Source organism: Tateyamaria sp. LSS28 (assembly GCF_059611725.1).
This window is the reverse complement of sequence record NZ_JCAPFI010000006.1, coordinates 239,582-259,280: the sequence shown is the minus strand read 5'-3', so window position 1 is coordinate 259,280 and position 19,699 is coordinate 239,582. Positions and strand designations below refer to the sequence as shown.

15 protein-coding genes are annotated in these 19,699 nt (G+C 58.7%); 8 read left to right on the top strand and 7 right to left on the bottom strand.

Going from position 1 to position 19,699, the window contains the following annotated elements:
• Nucleotides 1-65 precede the first annotated feature (65 nt).
• Complete coding sequence (gene putA, locus AC53L6_RS19115; RefSeq protein ID WP_496908984.1) at nt 66-3,479, bottom strand: bifunctional proline dehydrogenase/L-glutamate gamma-semialdehyde dehydrogenase PutA; 3,414 nt, start codon at nt 3,477-3,479, stop codon at nt 66-68.
• An 82-nt stretch (nt 3,480-3,561) separates the two neighbouring features.
• Between putA and AC53L6_RS19110 the strand changes: the two genes are divergently transcribed.
• The 3 genes from AC53L6_RS19110 to AC53L6_RS19100 all read left to right on the top strand — a co-directional run bounded on the left by AC53L6_RS19110 (nt 3,562) and on the right by AC53L6_RS19100 (nt 7,961).
• Nucleotides 3,562-4,062, top strand: coding sequence for an Lrp/AsnC family transcriptional regulator (locus AC53L6_RS19110; protein WP_299204796.1), 501 nt, complete (start codon nt 3,562-3,564; stop codon nt 4,060-4,062).
• A 42-nt stretch (nt 4,063-4,104) separates the two neighbouring features.
• The gene (locus AC53L6_RS19105) at nt 4,105-4,659 is read left to right on the top strand and encodes a tetratricopeptide repeat protein (protein WP_496908983.1); all 555 of its coding nucleotides are present in this window, start codon (nt 4,105-4,107) and stop codon (nt 4,657-4,659) included.
• An 800-nt stretch (nt 4,660-5,459) separates the two neighbouring features.
• Nucleotides 5,460-7,961 carry a methyl-accepting chemotaxis protein gene (locus tag AC53L6_RS19100; protein WP_496908982.1) on the top strand — a complete coding sequence of 834 codons (2,502 nt, stop codon included), beginning with the start codon at nt 5,460-5,462 and terminating at the stop codon, nt 7,959-7,961.
• A 222-nt stretch (nt 7,962-8,183) separates the two neighbouring features.
• On the opposite strand, the gene metG is transcribed toward AC53L6_RS19100, so the two are convergent.
• The 4 genes from metG to AC53L6_RS19080 all read right to left on the bottom strand — a co-directional run bounded on the left by metG (nt 8,184) and on the right by AC53L6_RS19080 (nt 12,540).
• Nucleotides 8,184-9,896, bottom strand: a complete 1,713-nt coding sequence (gene metG, locus AC53L6_RS19095; protein ID WP_496908981.1) for a methionine--tRNA ligase — start codon at nt 9,894-9,896, stop codon at nt 8,184-8,186.
• A gap of 60 nt (nt 9,897-9,956) precedes the next feature.
• Nucleotides 9,957-11,180 (bottom strand): MFS transporter, encoded by a 1,224-nt coding sequence (locus tag AC53L6_RS19090; protein WP_299772694.1) that lies wholly within the window; start codon nt 11,178-11,180, stop codon nt 9,957-9,959.
• Between the two features lie 67 nt (nt 11,181-11,247).
• Nucleotides 11,248-11,835, bottom strand: coding sequence for a YceI family protein (locus AC53L6_RS19085; protein ID WP_299604536.1), 588 nt, complete (start codon nt 11,833-11,835; stop codon nt 11,248-11,250).
• A 63-nt stretch (nt 11,836-11,898) separates the two neighbouring features.
• Nucleotides 11,899-12,540: an ImuA family protein gene (locus AC53L6_RS19080; RefSeq protein ID WP_496908980.1), complete on the bottom strand. Its 642-nt coding sequence runs from the start codon at nt 12,538-12,540 to the stop codon at nt 11,899-11,901.
• A 123-nt stretch (nt 12,541-12,663) separates the two neighbouring features.
• On the opposite strand from AC53L6_RS19080, the gene AC53L6_RS19075 reads away from it, so the two are divergent.
• Entirely contained in the window at nt 12,664-13,707 is a 1,044-nt protein-coding gene (locus AC53L6_RS19075; protein ID WP_496908979.1) for an aldo/keto reductase, read from the top strand.
• A gap of 73 nt (nt 13,708-13,780) precedes the next feature.
• Here the strand turns inward: AC53L6_RS19075 and AC53L6_RS19070 are convergent, their stop codons facing one another.
• Nucleotides 13,781-14,722, bottom strand: coding sequence for a GlxA family transcriptional regulator (locus tag AC53L6_RS19070; RefSeq protein ID WP_496908978.1), 942 nt, complete (start codon nt 14,720-14,722; stop codon nt 13,781-13,783).
• Between the two features lie 70 nt (nt 14,723-14,792).
• On the opposite strand from AC53L6_RS19070, the gene bcoG reads away from it, so the two are divergent.
• The 3 genes from bcoG to AC53L6_RS19055 all read left to right on the top strand — a co-directional run bounded on the left by bcoG (nt 14,793) and on the right by AC53L6_RS19055 (nt 17,727).
• The gene (gene bcoG, locus AC53L6_RS19065) at nt 14,793-15,707 is read left to right on the top strand and encodes a 3-dehydrocarnitine:acetyl-CoA trimethylamine transferase BcoG (protein WP_496908977.1); all 915 of its coding nucleotides are present in this window, start codon (nt 14,793-14,795) and stop codon (nt 15,705-15,707) included.
• 155 nt (nt 15,708-15,862) lie between these two features.
• The gene (locus AC53L6_RS19060; RefSeq protein ID WP_496908976.1) at nt 15,863-16,258 is read left to right on the top strand and encodes a lipocalin/fatty acid-binding family protein; all 396 of its coding nucleotides are present in this window, start codon (nt 15,863-15,865) and stop codon (nt 16,256-16,258) included.
• Nucleotides 16,240-17,727: a carnitine 3-dehydrogenase gene (locus tag AC53L6_RS19055; protein WP_496908975.1), complete on the top strand. Its 1,488-nt coding sequence runs from the start codon at nt 16,240-16,242 to the stop codon at nt 17,725-17,727. Before AC53L6_RS19060 ends, AC53L6_RS19055 begins: the two co-directional genes overlap by 19 nt.
• Before the next feature lie 70 nt (nt 17,728-17,797).
• On the opposite strand, the gene AC53L6_RS19050 is transcribed toward AC53L6_RS19055, so the two are convergent.
• Entirely contained in the window at nt 17,798-18,658 is an 861-nt protein-coding gene (locus tag AC53L6_RS19050; RefSeq protein ID WP_496908974.1) for a helix-turn-helix domain-containing protein, read from the bottom strand.
• Between the two features lie 133 nt (nt 18,659-18,791).
• Between AC53L6_RS19050 and AC53L6_RS19045 the strand changes: the two genes are divergently transcribed.
• Nucleotides 18,792-19,685, top strand: coding sequence for a fatty acid desaturase (locus AC53L6_RS19045; RefSeq protein ID WP_496908973.1), 894 nt, complete (start codon nt 18,792-18,794; stop codon nt 19,683-19,685).
• Nucleotides 19,686-19,699 lie beyond the last annotated feature (14 nt).

Below are 19,699 nucleotides of genomic sequence, written 5' to 3'. Positions count from 1 at the left end.
ACGGGCGCCATTATTTGTCGAATTGAACGTGAATTCGGATCTACTCAGCGCACTCAACTCTTTGCTCAACTGGCCGCGCCAAGCAGTGCCGCGTTCCCACCCGAAGCGGTTGTATCCACGCAGACATGCCGTTCGACAAAGACGTGTGCTCTGTCTGGCTGTCCTGTGATCAAGGGGATGATCGGGCCGCTGCGCTTGGCGAGGGCCTTTTCCAAGGCGGAACCTGTTGGTTCAATTGCACCCCACCAGAGCACACCGCCATACGCGGGGCCGTCGGTCAGCGTTTTGGGGTCAATCTCCCCGCTGGCTACAACAGCGTTACCTCCCAATGCTGTCACGGCCGCCATCTGGGCTGCCGCTGTTTCGGGTCCCGGTCCGGCACAAAGCAATGCAGGACGTCGGGAGCGGCTGTGTACGTTTGACTCGCCTGTTGGGCCGGGCAGAGTGGTGCTGTCCTGAACCGTATCCGAATTCGCTGGCAGCGGGGGTAGCGCTGAGGGGGCGATCCACGTTCCGGATGATGCTTCGGGTGTTTGTGCCCTGAAACGCAACAGATAGTCCGGCCCGCCCGCCTTTGGTCCAGTCCCCGACAGTCCGTGTCCACCAAAGGGCTGACTGCCCACGATGGCTCCGATCTGATTGCGATTGACATAGACATTGCCTGCAGCAATGCGGTCCGTCACATGTTGCACCCTGTCATCTATGCGGGTGTGGAGGCCGAAAGTCAGACCGTACCCCGTGTCATTGATGGCGCCGATCACGGCATCGAGGTCAGCGGCCTCGTAAGTCGCAATATGTAGAACCGGACCAAACACTTCCCGCTCGATATCTCCGATGCCATCCACACGGATCAGGGTGGGTGCAACAAAGTACCCGTGGGTCGGGGTTTCGAGCTGGTGCAGCAGTCGCCCCTCTGTGCGAGCGGTGGCAATATATGTATCTATGTCGGCCTGCGCTTCAGGATTGATGACGGGGCCTACGTCGGTTGCAAGCTGCCAAGGGGTGCCGACGTTTAGAGCGTCCATTGCCCCGATCAACATTTCGGTCAGGTGCGGCGCGATATCCTCTTGCACATAGAGGCAGCGCAGGGCGGAGCAGCGTTGCCCGGCGGATTGAAATGCGCTTTCAACGATGCTGCGTACCACTTGTTCGGGCAAAGCGGTGCTGTCGACGATCATCGCGTTCAGTCCGCCGGTTTCGGCGATCAGAGGTGTGCCGGGTGCCGCATGGTCGGCCAGATTGGCGCGGATGCGCAGCGCGCTGTCTGTTGAGCCGGTGAAGGCGACGCCGTTGATATCAGGGTGGCTGGTCAGTGCCGCACCAATATCGCCCGCGCCCAAAAGCAATTGCAGGGTGGTGCCCGGAACGCCAGCTTGGTGCAACAACTCGATGGCTCTGTATGCGATCAAGGATGTTTGTTCCGCCGGTTTGGCCAGAACCGCATTGCCGGCGGCCAGTGCTGCCGCAATCTGTCCAGTGAAGATCGCCAGAGGAAAGTTCCATGGTGAGATACAGACAAAACTGCCTGCGGGCGCGCTGCCGTCCGCGTGTGTCGCGTAGTAGCGGAGGAAATCCACCGCCTCCCGCAGTTCAGCCACAGCGTCCGGCAGCGTTTTGCCTGCTTCGCGGGCGAGAAGAGCAAAGAGCTCGCCAAACGCAGCCTCGTATAGGTCAGCAGCAGCGTTCAGGATGCGCGCGCGTTCTTCGGCAGAGGCGGACCATTCTCTGGCGTCTGCGACGGCTTTGTTCACAACGTCCGATGTGGCCCAAAAAGCGGTGCCCACGACGTCCTCCGGATCGGCTGGGTTCAAGACAGGCTTTTGAAAACCATCACCCGTTCTGACCGTGAGCGATTGTGCGCTCCACTGATGCGTGGCAAAGCCCTGACGCGTTTTTTCAATCCTTGAAAAGGTGGGTGTGTGAGTCAGGTCAAATCCTTGCGAATTGCGGCGCTTGGGCGCGAACAGCGCAGGGCCGTCTGGGATGGTGATTGCGCTGTCTTCCAGCGCTGCGAACGGATCGGCAGCCACCACCTCTGGCGGCACATCCTCGTCGACGATCTGGTTCACGAAGCTGGAATTGGCGCCGTTTTCCAGAAGCCGCCGCACCAGATAAGCCAACAGATCGCGATGCGCACCCACGGGCGCATAGATCCGGCACCGTGTTCCATTGTCGCACAGTACCATGCTGTGCAGCGCCTCGCCCATCCCGTGCAGTCGTTGAAATTCAAAGGGTTGCCCATTGGCCATATGCAGGATCGCCGCGACGGTGTGGGCATTGTGGGTTGCGAATTGCGGATAGATGCGGTCGGTCAGACCCAGCAATTTGCGCGCATTCGAAATATAGGACACGTCGGTTGCGGCCTTGCGAGTGAAGACGGGAAAGCCCGCAACACCTTCGACCTGTGCACGCTTGATTTCAGTGTCCCAATATGCGCCCTTGACCAGCCGCACCATCACCTTGCGATCATACCGTGCGGCCATATCGTGGATCGCATCGATAGCGGTGCCTGCGCGCGGACCGTAAGCCTGAACCACGATGCCGAACCCGTCCCAACCGGCAAGCGCTTTTTCCCGCAGGACCGCATCAATCACCTGCAGGGACAGTGACAGACGGTCGGCTTCTTCCGCATCCACATTCAGACCCATTCCCGCCGATGCGGCAAGCAGTGCGAGCGACCGCAGGCGGGGTACAAGATCGCGCATCACCGCGGCCTCTTGTGCGCGTTCATAGCGGGGATGCAGGGCGGACAACTTGACAGAGATGCCGGGGTTTTCGCGGATATCTGCGCTGGTGCAGGCCCGCGCTATGGCAGAGATGGCGCGGGAATAGCTCAAATGATAGCGCCGCGCGTCGGCGTCGGTCATCGCGGCCTCTCCCAGCATATCGTAGGAATAGGTGAAACCCTTGGCTTCCATTCCCGCTGCGCGCTCCATGGCGCTGTCGATGCTCTCGCCCAGTACGAATTGTCGCCCCATCTCTTTCATTGCACGTGAGACGGCGGCCCGGATCACGGGCTCGCCCAATCGTTTGATCGCCCCACGCAGGTGGCCAATGGGACCCGGTTGATCGTCATCCAGTACGCGCCCGGTCAACATCAGCGCCCATGTGGATGCATTCACCAGTGACGACGTCGAATGGCCCAAATGCTTGCCCCAGTTCGACGGGGCAATCTTGTCTTCGATCAGCGCGTCGATGGTATCGGCATCCGGCACACGCAAAAGAGCCTCTGCCAAGCACATGAGAGCGATCCCCTCATCCGTCGATAGACCATATTCAGCCAGGAAGGTCTCCATCAGACCCGGTGCGGCTTGGGTGCGGATGGCAGTGACCAAATGAGCGGCGCGTTCGCAGATCGCATTCCGGTCCATGGCAGACAGATTGGCGGTTTGGATCAGGTCCGCCAGAACGGCGTCGGGTTCAGCATACATGCCGTTGTCAAGCTGGGTAGCCAGTTCACGGTTCATTTCTCGTACCATGGCGCTTTCCTTTTCCATTTAGCCAAGTGTATCATCGGTTGAGTAGGTAAAATGATTGAATTTGACGGAAACAGCAGAACAAATGAATAGCTTCAGGCAGGATACGAAAGCGAAGAAACCGAATGCATTGGACAAGCTGGATCAATCGATTCTGACGGCTCTTGCCGAGGATGGTCGGATCAGCATCACCGATCTTGCGACGCGCATTGGTTTGTCCAAGTCCCCGACACAGGCGCGGCTGCGACGGTTGGAGAAAGCCGGGATCATAATGGGGTATCGCGCACTGCTTGATCCGATTTCGCTGGGGCTTGATCATGTGGCCTTTGTGGAAGTGCGCCTGAGTGATACCCGTGAGGCGGCTCTGCGTGGATTCAATACGGCTGTTCAGCAAATCCCGGAGATTGAGCAAGCCCATATGATTGCGAGCCATTTCGACTATCTCTTGAAGGTCCGCACTCGGAGTATGGCGCAGTATCGTCAATTTCTCGGGGATGTGATTTCAAGCCTTCCCCATGTAGCGTCAACATCGACTTATGTGGCTATGGAAGCCGTCAAAGAAGTTATGCTGCCCGGTCTTGAGTAAATGTGATTTGACCGGGGAGGTCTGAGCATCATTCTTTCGAGCATGAGATACGCTATTGTCGCCCTGTTGTTGTCCAGCCCAGCATTGGCGGAAACATGTCCGCCTGCGCCGGACATTTCTGTCGAGTTGCAGGCATTGATCGCCGATGCGAATGCTGCGCCGGATGAACGCAACGGGCAGGTTGCATCTGACCAGATGTGGCAATTGTGGTTGCGCGCACCCGACGCCGCTGCACAGGAAGTTCTGGATCGTGGGATGCGTCAACGGAGCAGTTTCGACTTTGCCGGTGCCTATGACAGCTTTGATACGTTGGTGAGTTACTGTCCAGACTACGCGGAAGGGTACAACCAGCGTGCATTCATCAGTTTCCTGCGCGAGGATTTTTCAGCCGCACTGGTTGATCTGGACCGGGCTTTGGACCTGTCCCTCGATCATGTAGGTGCGCAGTCTGGAAGAGCGCTCACACTCATGAACCTTGGCCGACGGGACGACGCGCGCGCGCAGCTTGAAAAGGCGCTGGCAAACAACCCGTGGCTGTCCGAACGTCATTTGTTGGCGGATGGGGCGCCGCTTGGTCCAGAAGGTCAGGAATTGTAGTCCTGTTGTCAGAGCCAGCGTGCTAAGAATGACGCTTAGTTTCAGTCAGATGCGGGCATTCCATCGCAGTTGTGTTCCGCAAAACATGTATTAGAGTTTTGCACGAAACCCCCGTGGTCAACATCAAAAATCTATGGCAACGTCCGACGCAGATGCGGACGTGGTGGAATCGGTAGACACAAGAGACTTAAGCCATGTTTTGAGTGCCTCGGGGGAAACCTCGGGAGTAGAACTGCTCAAATTCGGGGAAAGCTAATGGCCATACCTAGCCCATGCCAATCCCGAGCCAAGCCGGTTGGATACTTGTCCTGATCGGAAGGTGTAGAGACTAGACGGGCAGCACCTAAGGCCGGGCGACCGGGGATGGTGAAGGGATAGTCCAGACCACAAACGACGCGATGCGTCGGCGGCGAAAGCCGTAGCGGGTAAGAAAATCTCTCGATCGTATGATCGTGCGGGTTCGAGTCCCGCCGTCCGCACCAGAAACCAAGAATGTGGTCACCCTGCAATCTGCCAACGTTCTTTGTGAAGCGCGGCGTTGCATAAGGGTGTGGACCTGCCAAACAACCAGAATTGGCCGTAGTTCTTTGTAATTTTATAAAATTCTCTGCAATTTGGAAATGGAGTTCCGCGGTTGCATTAAGGCGGAAGTAAGTGCGGTGACCTAAGGACGTGGTTCAGTTCATGTCGCTGCAACAGGTGTTGTCGCGCGCAATGCCAAGGATCATGCCATGCAATTCACAGGTCGAAACCTGCTTGTTCTGCCTCGCTTGAACTCACTAATGGCGAAAGCAGTACTGATGACTGCGCTGGTCACGCTCTCAGTTCTTGCAGCGATGGTGTCGTTTGACTACTCGGCGCAACGCAAGCTCTTGCACTCAGAACTGACTTCGCGTGCGCAAAACGTGACCGAGCTTCTGGCCATGCAGATGGGTGGTTCCATCAAATTTGCAAACCAGGTTGCCGTTACGGAAATAACCGAAAGTGTGATTGCTGCGGCTGAACCCGAAGTGCAGGGAGCGCTGGTTGTCGATTCAGCTGGCTTGCAGATGTTTGGTAGTCCTCAGATGGATGTACTTGCACCGGATGCGACTTCTCTTGCCACCAGCGCGATCAAGACTGGTCAGGTGTCGGCGTCAGAGAATGGGTTGGTCGTCGCATATCCAGTGAAGTTCGGGCCGGAAGCAGTGGTTGCAGGGGCGGTTGTCACGGCATGGGACGATGCGCAGGTCATCGCCTTTCTTGCACGCAATCAGATGATGGCGATGGCGGTTGCGGCTGCGGCCTTCGTTCTCGCGATGGCCCTGATCATCACGTACGCTTGGTACGACGTGTCGCGCCCAATAAATGGGCTTACTGAAGCAATGTCCGCAATAGCGCGGAAAGAATATCAGATCGATGTTCCGGGCACAAAGCGTGGTGACGAAATCGGCAACATGGCCCGCCGTTTGGATGGGTTCAGATTGGCACTGGCCAAGGCAACGAAGGGACAGCGGGAAAGCGCATTCAAAGGTGCCGCGTTCGAAGGGTCGACCGCACCAATGATGATGGTTGATGAAACCAATCAGATCATTTTCGTCAACCCCGCCTGCACGGCGCTCCTGAACAGCCTTTTGCCCGACCTGAATGCACTATGGCCTGGTGTTCAGTGTGATGCATGGATTGGTACCAATCTTGGTGAGATGAAAGATGTTGCAGATCTGCTCGATGTCCTGAGTGATTCCGGCAGTCCGCGCGACAACAGCATGGTGCTACGGGTTGGCGAACGGCATGTGCGCATTAATCTGAGCCAGACAAAGGACTATATGGGTCGAACGATTGGTGCGGTTGTTGAATGGTCGGATCAGACGACGGCACAACGAGACGCAGCCTTATTGGCCGGAATAGATAGCACGCAGATGCGCATAGAGTTCGATGATGTCGGACGGTGTTCTGGCGTGAATGGAGTTGCCGCAAAGCGCTTGCGTATAGAACCAGGCGATCTCGCGGACGTAACTTTGGGCACCCTGTTTGCTGCTGACCAGCCTGATCCGAAGATTCCGCACGATGTTCTATTTGCCTTGCAGCAAGGAGAAAGGCTGCACGGCAAAATACATCTAAAGTCTATCGGTGGGGAAAGGCGGGTCATTGATGGTGGTTTTGTCTGCGTTCGCACCGAAGACGCGGCGATTGAGCGCTATATCCTTATCGGAACGGATGTGACCGAGGCCGAGTTGGAAGTACTGGATGCGCGGGATCATCAGGCACAGATTGCTCGCGATCAGGCCACCGTTGTTGCCGCCTTGGGGCAGGGCCTGCAAGACCTGTCCGAAGGCAATTTGACGCTCGAGTTGAAAGATCCGTTTCCCGACGAATACGAGAAACTCCGGCTGGATTTTAACGGGGCACTCACCAGTCTGCGCGATGCAATGGCCACTGTGACGCACAATGTGAACTCCATTCGGAGTGAAACAACTGAAATCACCAGCGCTGCGGATGATTTGTCACGTCGGACGGAACGACAGGCCGCCACTCTCGAAGAAACGGCAGCTGCATTGGATGAGCTCACATCTTCTGTGCGTTCTGCTGCTGAAGGCGCCGTTGCGGCGAGCAAAACCTCCGGAGATGCGAAACGCAATGCTGAGCAGGGCGGGGACATTGCACGTCAAGCGGTGAGTGCAATGGACGGTATCAAGGCGTCGTCTCACGAGATTTCCAAGATCACATCCGTGATTGATGACATCGCGTTCCAAACCAATTTGCTGGCGCTCAATGCAGGGGTTGAAGCGGCCCGTGCTGGTGAGGCTGGTCGTGGTTTTGCCGTTGTTGCAACCGAGGTGCGCGCGTTGGCACAAAGATCCTCTGACGCGGCCCGGGAAATCAATACGCTCATTTCCACGAGCGCTGAGCAAGTCCAGCACGGCGTTGAACTGGTCGATCGGACAGGGGGCGCGCTGTCAGCAATCGTATCTTCTGTTACCGATATTTCCGAACGAATGGTCGAAATCGCGACATCAACACGCCAACAATCAGCGGGCTTGAACGAGATCAACGCCGCAGTGAATGAACTGGATCATGTCACCCAACAGAATGCGGCAATGTTTGAAGAGACCACAGCAGCAAGCCATGCATTGACGGGTGAGGCAGATGCACTTGCAGACGCTGTCGCGCAATTCAAGATTGGTTTGGTCCGATTTGAAGATACTCGAGCGTCCGTAACCAGTACCGTACTGCCAGATGTAACACAGTTGCTGGAAGTGAATGGTGCCCTTGCCCTTTCGGATGATGACACGGCGGAGCCCACAGGATGGGAAGAGTTTTAGCCCATTTGATCAACTTTGGCTTGCGCAAAACCATATCTACGGAATTCATGACGATACCGCCGGTGCGTGATACCGGAATGACAGGGCCTGCGGCACCAAAAGTCTCCGGTATGAACAAGCGTTCATATAGTGCTCATCAGCCCTACACGAACGCTTCACTCACAAAACAAAAGAGGCGGCGTTACTTACATTTTCGGCGCATGCCCGCTGGACGGGTTGCCGTCAAGCACGGCCTCCGGCGAAACGATCTTGCCAGTCCTTTCTGTCTTCGTCGCTGATCTTGGCGAAAAGATTTTCAGGCACGGCAAAACTTTGTCCGGCAGGCAAGCTGTCGAGGGCATCTGATGCGTTGCTTGGCCACTGTGCCTTTTCGATCTGCAGCGCGGTGTTCATCTTTTGGGCTGCATCCGGGATGAACGGCGCGGACAAGGTGGCATAGAACGAGATCAAGTTCAGGCCAAGACGGATCTGCATGGCTGCCGTCTCGGGGTCCTCCTTGATGGTTGCCCACGGAGCGGCGGCCTGGAGATACTCGTTCCCTGCGACCCAGATAGCGCGAAGCTCTTGCGCTGATTTACGCACTTCCATGGCGTCCATCATCTGTGCGTAGCGTGTGAGGCGGGCGTCCAGTTCTGCAATCAGCGTTTCTTCTCGGTCTCCATACACTCCGCCTTTCGGAACGATCTCTCCGAACTTGGAACGGCAGAATTTTGTGACGCGGCTTACGAAATTGCCAAGGACGTCTGCGAGGTCCTTGTTCACACCTTGCTGGAAGAGTTCCCACGTGAACTCTGAATCCGATGTCTCGGGACAATTGGACAACAACCACCAGCGCCAATAGTCGGCGGGCAAGATCTCCAGCGCCTGGTCCATGAACACACCCCGCCCCTGGCTGGTCGAGAACTGACCGCCATCGTAGTTCAGGTAGTTGAAAGACTTGAGGTGATCGACCATTTTCCACGGCTCTCCAGAACCAAGGATGGTGGCCGGAAAACTGAGCGTGTGGAACGGCACGTTGTCTTTACCCATGAACTGGGTATAGCGCACGTCATCTGCGCCCCTGTCGGTCCGCCACCAACGTTCCCAATCTGCGCCGCCGTGCGCATCTGACCACTCGCCAGCGCAGGCTATGTATTCGATTGGCGCATCGAACCAGACGTAGAATACCTTGCCCTCCATACCGGGCCAGTCAGCGTCGCCACGGCGCACGGGAATGCCCCAGTCCAGATCCCTTGTGATCCCGCGGTCCTGCAGGCCGTCACCATCGTGCAACCACTTCTTGGCAATCGACGTGGTCAGCAAAGGCCAATCGGTCTTGCTATCGATCCAGGCATTCAAGTCATCCTTTAGCGCGGATTGACGCAGATAAAGGTGCTTGGTTTCACGCACCTCGAGATCGGTTGAGCCGGACACTGCACTCCGCGGCTCGATCAGATCGGTTGGGTCCAGTTGCTTGGTGCAATTCTCGCACTGGTCGCCGCGCGCCTTATCATAGCCGCAATTTGGGCAGGTGCCCTCGATGTATCGGTCAGGGAGGAAGCGGCCATCCGCGTTGGAATAGACTTGTTTCTCTGTCACCTCACGGATCAAATCCGCATCGGCCAACCGACCGGCAAAGTGCTGGGTCAAAGCGTGGTTCTGAGGCGATGACGACCGTCCGAAATGGTCAAAGGATAGACGAAAACCCTTGGCAATCTCGGCCTGGATCTTGTGCATTTCCGCGCAGTATTCAGCCACTGGTTTGCCAGCTTTGGCTGCTGCAAGCTCAGCTGGCGTTCCGTGTTCATCGGTGGCGCACAAAAACAAGACCTCGTTTCCCCGCGCACGCTGGTAGCGGGCATAAAGGTCGGCTGGCAACTGGCTGCCAACAAGGTTGCCTAGATGCTTGATCCCGTTGATGTAGGGAATGGCGGACGTGATCAGATGACGCTGCATGATGGGCCTTTGAATGATTGCGGCCCATGTATCAGCGGGATGCCCGGTGGAAAAGACCTGTTACTTGTTGTCGCGACTGCGGCCCGTCAAACGCCCAATCAGGAAGGATGTCCGTGGGGCGTAGATGTAACGCGTACGCTTGGTCGGCGTGGCACGGGCGCGCATCCGAGCTAAACCAAAGACGATCAGAATAGCATGCCCTACCGCGATCATGGCGAATAGCGCAGGTGGGCCGAAAGCGTCGATCAGGGCCGAGGCAGTAATCGGGGCTGCGATGGCACCAAAGGCGAAATAGAACATCAACGCGGCTGACAGTTCTACCCGCTCCGAAGCATCGGCAAAGTCATGGGCGTGTGCCGCAGCCACCGAATAGATGGGAAAAGTTGTCAGACCGAATAGTCCGGCGGTCAGCATTATGCCCGTTGTATCAAGGTCGGTTGCAAGGGCTGTGATCGCACAGCTGCCCATCGCCGCCGCCGACAGCCAGATCAGCACCCAGCGGCGGTCAAACTTGTCAGCCAGCCACCCCACGGGATATTGCGCCAGCGCCCCTCCCAGCACGAAGGCGGCCATGAACCATGCGATTTGCTGTGCCGTCAATCCCACTTCCTGACCATAGATGGGGCCGACCATACGGAAGGACGCGCTGGACAGGGCCGCTACGATCACCCCTGCAGCGGCAAGTGGGGAACGTTCGATTGCGAGCTTGGGGCGCAGACGTGGCGCGCTGGGTGTTTCGGGTTGCTTGACCTTGGTCAAGGTCAAAGGCAACAGAGCAGCACAACATACGATAGCCAGCAAGTTGTAGCTGACATAGCTTGCCGGTTCGAGCACCCCGATCACAAGCTGTGCGGCCAGGGACGCACCCATGTCCATCAATCGGTACACACCCATGGTCCGTCCGCGTGTGGCATTCGTGACCTTGGATTGCAGCCAGGCTTCAATCACGGTGTAACAGCCCGCAACGCACATGCCGGATGCGATACGCATGACTGCCCAGGCCATCGGGTCCACGATCATCATATGGGCGATCAATCCGATGGCCCCGGCCGCGGTAAAGGCAGCAAAGGCGCGGCTGTGCCCAACGCTGCCCATGAGGCGTGGTGCCCACCAGCATCCGATGAAGAACCCCAGGAAATGAGCGGATCCCAGCAGGCCGATCTCTTGCCGTGTGAAGTCGAGCGCGAGACCCGACAGCGCATCCAGCGGACCCAGCGCGCCTGAACTGAGTTGCAATAAAATGACCGACAGAAACAGGGCCGCGAAGGAGATGAGCATGCGCATTGCAAGCTCCTTGTGGCGCGAGTCGGGGGGCTTGCCTAGCGGGTATTCGACGGGCCTGCGTCGTTTTTCAGCCAGCTGCCGTGATTTCGGCAACGATGTCGATGCCGACAGTGTCGTCCACCAGATTAGCATAGCCTGTTGCGCCGAATTCGCGCCGGTCGATACGGCCTTTCAGCATGACGGTAAGAGTGCTGAAGTCCTCTGCGGCACTGCCGCGGGCGCGAAACAGACCCGCATCGAAGCGAATGCGGCGGGTGACACCGCGCAATGTCAGGTCCCCTTCGAGCGTGGCGCCATCGGAAAGACGCCCACCGGCCCCCAGCTTTACACGCGTTGATCGGAAGCGGGCGGTGGGATGGTTTTGCGCATCAAGAACCGAAGGTGATTTCAGCGCTTCTGTTGCAAAGATCAGACCGGTGCGTGCACGGCGCACATCGGCGCTGACGAGGGCGGTGGACTTGTCCAGATTGTTGGGGTCAACGGTCAGGTCGGCTTGGTTGACAGGCACCGTTCCTTTCACCGGCGCGCCGTTCAGCATGAATGTATAGGTGATCGTCGCGCCGCCTGTACCAAGGCGATAGGGGGTGGGGACAGCCCAACCTGTACGCGGCGTGAGTGTGGCGAGGGCACAAAGTAGCAAGTGGCGGCGGTTCATGACGATGTCCTTTGCAGGTCTGTTCTGCAGAGGTAACACGCCAGCCTTGGATTTAGTCGCAGGTCACGCAGCCTTTATCGACCCGGAGATGCGGGGAAGCACGTGATCAGGATGACGCGTGATTTCCCACGTCTGTTCAGGGGCAGCGCGTGCACGCAGCCGTGTCAGACGCCAACGGCCTTGGTCGCCCCGGTGATCAGGGGTCAAATGCCAGCGGCTTTCAACACCCTGTGCACCGCCCATTCCAGGCGTCAGCAACAGGCCCAGCGGGGCGTCGCCTTTGCCCGCTCCTCCGTTTTCGGCCGCCAGATGCATGCGGCGGACCGGGGTCAGGCCTGGCAGGCCGGGCATATCGGCAATGGCAAGGGGCACAGTGCCACTGCGCAACACTTCTTCCATACTCCACAACACGTCATCCGCCCGCTTTGCATGGACTATGATCAGCCGTGCCGGGTCGATTGACGGCATCATGCCACAAGGATTCAGGTGTTCTGTGCTCCAATCCGGGGTGATCCAGATCACTGGCCCCTTGGTTTGTGCCACCAGCCACATGGCAAGCCGGTGGCGGGCAGGGCCACAAGCCTCGTGTACCCGGCCCATTGCCAACCCATGCCCAAGCCCATGTTGCGCCCCTTCGGACAACAGGGGCAGACAAGCGCGCACGCCTGATTTGGTGTGCTGGGCAAGTGACGTGGGCAATGGCATGTGTATACGGTAGCGTGTTCTTCATATGTTCTCAATTCTGATTTGCGCGAAACGGGCAGATTTTTGGCTTGTCCCCAAGGGTCTGGCCGCTAGGGTCACCCGGACGCAACAGGAGGGCCTGACATGGAACGACGCAAGCTGGGACGCACGGGGATCGATGTGTCGGCCTTATGTCTGGGATCAATGACCTGGGGCACACAGAACACACCGGAAGAAGGCCACGCTCAGATCGACCGTGCGCTTGCTGCAGGAATAGACTTCGTCGACACGGCAGAGATGTACCCGGTGAACCCCATAAGCGCTGAAACCGCGGGTCGGACTGAGGAAATCATCGGCCTGTGGTTCGCAAGCGGTGGTGCGCGCAAAGACATGATCCTTGCCACGAAACATTCGGGTTCAGGCATGCGCCACGTACGGGACGGCGCAGATATCAGCGGTGCCACTATTCCCCAAGCCATTGAAGGGTCACTGCGCCGCCTGCAGACGGACTACATCGATCTATATCAGTTTCATTGGCCAAACCGTGGCAGTTACATGTTCCGGCAGAACTGGACGTACGACCCGTCCGGTCAGGACCCGGCAGCCGTTCGTCAGAACATGGCCGATTGCCTTGGCGCGCTGCAGCGCGAGGTGGATCGGGGAACCATTCGTGCATTTGGCCTGTCGAATGAAAGCGCTTGGGGGACTGCTGCGTGGCTTGCCGCTGCAGAGCAAACAGGTGGGCCGCGTGTGGCGTCTGTGCAGAATGAATACTCCCTCATGTGCCGTCTGTACGACACCGACATGGCTGAACTCAGCATGAACGAAGATGTCGGGCTTTTGTCGTTTTCGCCTTTGGCGACCGGCCTTTTGACCGGTAAATATCAAGGTGGGGTCGTGCCCACCGGGTCACGCATGACCCTGAATGCTGATTTGGGCGGCCGCAAGACCGAGCGGGCTTTCGAAGCAGTCGGTGCCTACCTGGCCGTTGCGCGCAAACATGGTCTGGATCCAAGCCAGATGGCCTTGGCGTGGTGTATGACGCGCCCCTTCATGTGCTCTGTCATCTTCGGGGCCACAACGATGGACCAACTGGAGGTGGCCATCGGTGCGGCTGATTTGCAACTGAGCGATGAAGTGCTGGCCGATCTTGACACTGCGCATCGCGCGCATCCGATGCCCTATTGATCCAACTGCGCTAGTGCATTCGACACTCGGTGAGCCGACTCAGATTCACCTGACTGGAAAGGCTTTGCAAAGGCTACTGGTCAAAGCGATGCGCAGCGCGTGTTGCGCGCGGGCTTTCCCCGTATTTTTCTGTATGTGCCCGGGCAAGGCTGGATTGTGATCCGAAACCTGTGGCGAGAGCGATACTGTGCAGCGGTGTTTCAGTATGCTTGATCAGCCTGTGCGCTTCCGCTAACCGAAGGGTAAGGTAATGCATTTTCGGCGTGATCCCAAGCACTTGCTGGAAGTGGAGTTGCAGGCTGCGTGTGCTCAGCCCAAGCTGCTTCGCAATGGTTGGAATTGGAACAACGGTGTCCAGCGCGCCTTCCATGATGGCATGGGCCTTGTGTGTCAGAGCACTGTGCTGACGCGCGTCCGGGTGTCGTATCTGCGGATCAGCGGAAGAGGGCGCGCGTGTATGGATGAAGCCAGCGGCGACACGCGCGGACAATGATGTGCTGTGTTGGACCTCGATCAGCTGCAGCATCATGTCGAGAGTTGGCGCTGCGCCGCTGCTGGTCCATCGTTTGCCGGATGTTACAAACCTTGCATTTTGCAGCATGATGTCCGGGAAACTTGCAGAGAACTCGGCCAGGTCCTCCCAATGTGTGGTGGCGGCATGCCCATCCAGCAAGCCGGCCTTCGCGGCCAGCCATGCGCCGCCATCAATGGTCATGAGGACGGTGTCAGGTACGGTGAGGCGTCGGATGCTCGACAACAGGGCCGGGGTGGCTTGCGGGATCACGTTGAACCCGGCCACGAGGATCAGCAGATTGCAGGATGGGACGCGTTGCAAAGGCGCGGCAGGCACGGTCAGACCACTGGTTAGCTGCACGTCCTCGTTGGTTGGTGTTGCGAAGCTCCAGTCGTAGAGTGGTCTCTCCGATTGTCGGTTGGCGGCGCGTAGGGGGTCAACGGCTGCTGCGAGCGAAAGGGTGTTTGTATTTTGCAGGACGAGTATTGCGGTTTTCGTCATATCAATTCGCTTTTTGACAAGTTTTGATCGCAATGGATGGCAGAGTGCCGTTGAATGCAAGGAGGGACACATGCCGCTGACCATGAATCGTGAGGTTTTCATCACCTGTGCCGTGACCGGATCGGGTGGCACGCAGGATCGCAGCCCTCATGTACCGCGCAGCCCTGAAGAGATTGCGAACAGTGCGATCGCCGCAGCCAAGGCCGGAGCGGCTGTGGTGCATTGCCATGTGCGGGATCCGGAGACAGGGGTGCCGAGCCGAAAAATTGAATATTATCGGGAGGTTACGGACCGTATTCGCGACGCGGATGTCGATGTTGTCCTGAACCTGACCGCTGGAATGGGTGGCGACATGATCTTTGGCGATGTCGAAGCCCCTCTGCCCTTGAAAGAGGATGGCACCGACATGATCGGCGCGTCTGAACGGGTGGCGCATGTGGCGGAATGCCTGCCGGAGATTTGCACTCTGGATTGCGGTACCATGAACTTTGCCGAGGCCGATTATGTGATGACCAACACGCCGGGCATGCTGACCGCCATGGGCCGCATGATGACAGAGCTGGGCGTGAAGCCAGAGATCGAAGCCTTTGATACCGGTCATTTATGGTATGCAAAACAACTGGTTAAGGATGGCGTTCTGGACGCGCCCGCGCTGGTGCAACTGTGCATGGGCGTGCCTTGGGGCGCGCCGGATGACCTGAATACCTTCATGGCGATGGTCAACAACGTGCCGGATGACTGGACGTTTTCCGCTTTCTCGCTTGGGCGGAACCAGATGGCCTATGTCGCGGCGGCGGTACTGGCGGGCGGCAATGTACGCGTGGGTCTTGAAGACAATCTGTGGCTGGGCAAGGGCGAATTGGCGCAGAATTGGCAGTTGGTCGAACGGGCGGGCACTATCATTGAAAACATGGGTGCGCGGGTCATTGGACCGGCGGAGGTGCGCGAGAAATTGGGGCTGACAAAACGGGCATCGAAAGGGTGATGACAGCGTGTCACCCCCCGTGCACCAGGCGTGCACCCCCTGTGCACCCCCATCGGACGCTTTGGCTCCTGATCATTAACCTTTGCGCAATAGGCTGGCTGGCTGCGTGCGCGCCTGCGCCTTCAGATGATCCTCAATTGCTGCGCAACCCGACCGTGCCAATCGGCGCCATCAGCCGGTTCGAAGAGGCGCGGTTTGACGGGCGGTGGCAGGTCGAAAGGGCGGGCGCTGGGGAGTGGGCGCTGGCAGGGTTCGAAGTTGCCGGCGGTCTATGGCAGGAGTTGAGCGCGACGGGGGCAACGCGCGACGGACGGGTGAAGCCACTTGGGCGCGGTATTTTAGAGGTCACCTACGAAGACACGACCACGCGCGATCTGTGGGTCGTATGGATCGACCCTGATCACAACACGGCGGCCTTGGGAAACCCCGACGGACGGTTCGGTTTTGTGGTGACGCGCGTTGGAAAACGGCGGGTAGATCAGATCCGCGCGGCAGAGCAGGTTTTGGACTTTAACGGATATCGGACAGAAACATGGGCAACGGTGCAGTAAGAACAGCGGCGATCATCGGCGGCGGTGTTATTGGTGGCGGCTGGGCCGCGCGGTTTCTGCTGAACGGGTGGGATGTGCGGGTGTTTGACCCTGATCCGGACGCGGAGGCGAAGCTGGCCCCGGTGCTGGCGCAGGCAAGGCGGGCATTGCCGAGCCTCACGGATGTGACCTTGCCCCCAGAGGGGCGGCTGACCTTTCACGCTGATCTGGCCGAGGCCGTCGCTGACGTGACGTGGATACAGGAAAGCGTGCCGGAACGGTTGGACATCAAGCACAAGGTGCTGGCGGATCTGCAAGCGGCGTGCCCTGCGGATGCGATCATCGGCTCGTCGACCAGTGGTTTTAAACCCAGCGAGTTGCAGGAGGGGGCGGCGCGGCCTGAGCAGATTATGGTCTGTCACCCGTTCAATCCCGTCTACCTGATGCCGCTGATCGAGTTGGTGCCCTCACCTGCAACCGACCCCGCGCTGGTGGAAAAGGCCGAGGGTATCTTGCGGTCGCTTGGGCATTACCCGTTACGTGTGCGCAAAGAGATCGACGCTCATATCGCAGACCGGTTCCTTGAAGCTGTCTGGCGCGAGGCGCTGTGGCTGGTCAAGGACGGTGTTGCCACGACCGAGGAGATCGATGAGGCGATCCGCATGGGCTTTGGCATCCGCTGGGCGCAGATGGGGCTGTTTGACACCTACCGCACCGCCGGTGGCGATGCCGGGATGCGTCATTTCATGGCGCAGTTTGGTCCGGCCCTGCAATGGCCCTGGACCAAGCTGATGGATGTGCCGGAGTTTACCGATGAATTGGTGGATCTGATTGCTGGTCAATCGGATGCGCAATCGGGGCATATGACAATTGCCGAGATGCTGAAGGCGCGGGACGACAACCTTGTGGGTATGATGCGGGCGCTCAAGGCCAATGATTGGGGCGCGGGTGCTGTGATGAACGCCCACGAGGCGCAGTTGCGCGAGGGCACTGTTCTGGCGGCGCATGCCGACGATCTGGAGGATGTGTCCGCACCTATCCTGACCGTGCATAGGGCCGTGCCGTTGGATTGGACCGACTATAACGGTCACATGAACGAGGCGCGGTATCTGCAGGCCTTTGGCGACGCGACGGACCGTTTCATGGAAATGATTGGCTGTGATGCGGAGTACATTGCGACAGGCGGCAGCTACTTCACGGCCGAGACGCATATTCGTCATGTGGATGAAGTGCATGCGGGAACCGTGATCGAGGTGCGCACACAGATCCTGGCGGGCGCCGGCAAGAAGCTGCATCTGTTCCATGAGATGTATGAGGACGAGCGGCTTTTGGCGACGGGAGAGCATTTCCTGCTGCATGTGAGCCTTGAGACCCGCCGCCCATCCGAACCTGCGGTTGGGATTGTAGCGGCGCTGGAGCGTCTGGCTGCGGCTCATGCGGATTTGCCTGTGCCGGAGGGGGCGGGGCGCGCGGTTGGCCAACGGCCCTGACAGGGTGATCGTCGGGCGGCTCTGTTTGCCTTTGGCAAAGGCGCCCGCCCGCCGACCCAGGGGTGCCGCGCTAGCGGATCAAGCTGCGCAGGCTTTCTAGGTGATCGGGTAGGGCGCGGGCCGTCATGGTGGCTTGCCTAATCAGCGTGTCGAAGTGCAAGGACAGTGTTTCGATCCGCTCACGGTCGCGGAAGGCCATGTAGTGGCCGCCGGTGTAGATCACTGCGAGCAGAGGGCCGAAGATGGTGATCGGGGCCGAGTAGAGCTTGCGCTGGTCAAAGAGGTAGATGCGCAGCCTTGGGTAGAGCTGGGTGCTTAGGTCGAGCAGCTGGTCGAGCTGGCTGTGTCGTGTGTCTGTCGGCAGGTCTGCGTAGTAGCCGGTCCCTGCGGCGAAGCTGTGCAGTTCATACAGAGGCAGCGCAATTTCGTAGTCTGATTGTGCCGCGCGCATCCAGTTCAGCCGATCCCGGGAGGCGTTGATGGCTTGCGTGGTGGTGCGCCCGAGGTGGGGGCCGTATTCCCATTCTAACATCTCTTGGGTCTTGAGCATGTCCGGCAGGCCCGCAGGGACGTGCCGGATCTTGTAACCCGCCGCTTCCTGGTGCCATGAGAAGATGCGTTCGTCGATCAGGGCGCGGGGGGCTTCAGTCCACGAAAGCGCGGCCGCGGTTAACGCTGCTGCGCTTTCGGGGCGATCGGAGAGGCCAAGCAGCCAGTCGGCGGATACGCCAAGCGCCTGGGCGCAGGAGCCGACCACCTGGGCGCCGGGCAGCCGCGCGCCATCATCACCGAGGGCCTGGCTGATGGTGGATCGGTCGGTGCCGATGTGGCGGGCCAGCGCGCTTTGCGACATGTTCTGGTCCTGCATGGCGCGGGCCAAGCGGGTGCGGAATTGGGATGCTCGAAGGCGTTTGTCGAGAATTTCAGGCATGTTGTGATAAATATCAACAATTGGCAAAATTGTTAACTCAATTCGGAATTCGCAGTGGTACGGGATCACGATAGCGTTCGGGCATCCCTTCCCGGAGCCTTTGCCAATGCCCTCACGCCGGTCGTCCCGACGCTTGCCTTTTGATCGCCCGATGCAAGTCGAGTGGATCACCTTGGGACTGTGGCTGGTGTGTGTTGCGCTGTGGAGTCTGGCCCTCCTGGTGTTGCCGGTGGGGTGGGCATGGGGCGTGCTGGTGTTCGCCCTTGTTCTGCATGCGTCATTGACCCATGAGGTGCTGCACGGTCATCCGTTTCCGTCCCGGATGGCGAGTGAGGCCCTTGTGATCGTCAATCCGGGGCTGTTTATCCCGTACCTGCGTTTTCGTGACACGCATCTGGCCCACCATCAGGATGCGAACCTGACAGATCCGTATGATGATCCCGAAACGAACTATGTTGATCCGGCAATGTGGAGGCGGATGCCACGCCTCTTGCGGGGTGTGCTTGCGCTGAACAACACGCTTGCAGGGCGTATGCTGCTGGGGCCAATCGTGGCGCAGGTCAGTTTCATGCGAGAGGACTGGCGGGCGATCCGGGCTGCTGATGCGCAGGTGTTGCGTGGGTGGTTAGTGCATCTGCCGGGCGTTTTCGCAGTTCTGTGCATCGTTTGGGCGAGCACCATGCCGATCTGGGTCTATTTGACGGCCTGCTACGCGGCAGTGTCCGTTCTGAAAATCAGGACCTTTCTTGAACACCAGGCGCATGAGCGCGCACGGGGCCGCACGGTGATTGTCGAAGATCGTGGCCTGCTGGCTTTTCTATTCCTGAACAACAACTTCCATGTTGTTCATCACATGCACCCGCGCGTGCCGTGGTACCGGTTGCCCGCGCTCTACCGGGCCAACCGCGACCGGTATTTGGCCTGTAACGAGGGGTATCGCTATGCCTCGTACAAAGACGTGTTTGTCCGGCACTTCCTGCGTGCAAAAGATCCGGTGCCGCATCCGCTCTGGTCCTCGGACCGCTGAGCCGCCATAGAGGG

Excerpts from the sequence above, each read along its gene's own strand:
- putA (WP_496908984.1), bottom strand. The coding sequence starts at position 3,479 with ATGGTACGAGAAATGAACCGTGAACTGGCTACCCAGCTTGACAACGGC.
- AC53L6_RS19110 (WP_299204796.1), top strand. The coding sequence starts at position 3,562 with ATGAATAGCTTCAGGCAGGATACGAAAGCGAAGAAACCGAATGCATTG.
- AC53L6_RS19105 (WP_496908983.1), top strand. The coding sequence starts at position 4,105 with ATGAGATACGCTATTGTCGCCCTGTTGTTGTCCAGCCCAGCATTGGCG.
- AC53L6_RS19100 (WP_496908982.1), top strand. The coding sequence starts at position 5,460 with ATGACTGCGCTGGTCACGCTCTCAGTTCTTGCAGCGATGGTGTCGTTT.
- metG (WP_496908981.1), bottom strand. The coding sequence starts at position 9,896 with ATGCAGCGTCATCTGATCACGTCCGCCATTCCCTACATCAACGGGATC.
- AC53L6_RS19090 (WP_299772694.1), bottom strand. The coding sequence starts at position 11,180 with ATGCGCATGCTCATCTCCTTCGCGGCCCTGTTTCTGTCGGTCATTTTA.
- AC53L6_RS19085 (WP_299604536.1), bottom strand. The coding sequence starts at position 11,835 with ATGAACCGCCGCCACTTGCTACTTTGTGCCCTCGCCACACTCACGCCG.
- AC53L6_RS19080 (WP_496908980.1), bottom strand. The coding sequence starts at position 12,540 with ATGCCATTGCCCACGTCACTTGCCCAGCACACCAAATCAGGCGTGCGC.
- AC53L6_RS19075 (WP_496908979.1), top strand. The coding sequence starts at position 12,664 with ATGGAACGACGCAAGCTGGGACGCACGGGGATCGATGTGTCGGCCTTA.
- AC53L6_RS19070 (WP_496908978.1), bottom strand. The coding sequence starts at position 14,722 with ATGACGAAAACCGCAATACTCGTCCTGCAAAATACAAACACCCTTTCG.
- bcoG (WP_496908977.1), top strand. The coding sequence starts at position 14,793 with ATGCCGCTGACCATGAATCGTGAGGTTTTCATCACCTGTGCCGTGACC.
- AC53L6_RS19055 (WP_496908975.1), top strand. The coding sequence starts at position 16,240 with ATGGGCAACGGTGCAGTAAGAACAGCGGCGATCATCGGCGGCGGTGTT.
- AC53L6_RS19050 (WP_496908974.1), bottom strand. The coding sequence starts at position 18,658 with ATGCCTGAAATTCTCGACAAACGCCTTCGAGCATCCCAATTCCGCACC.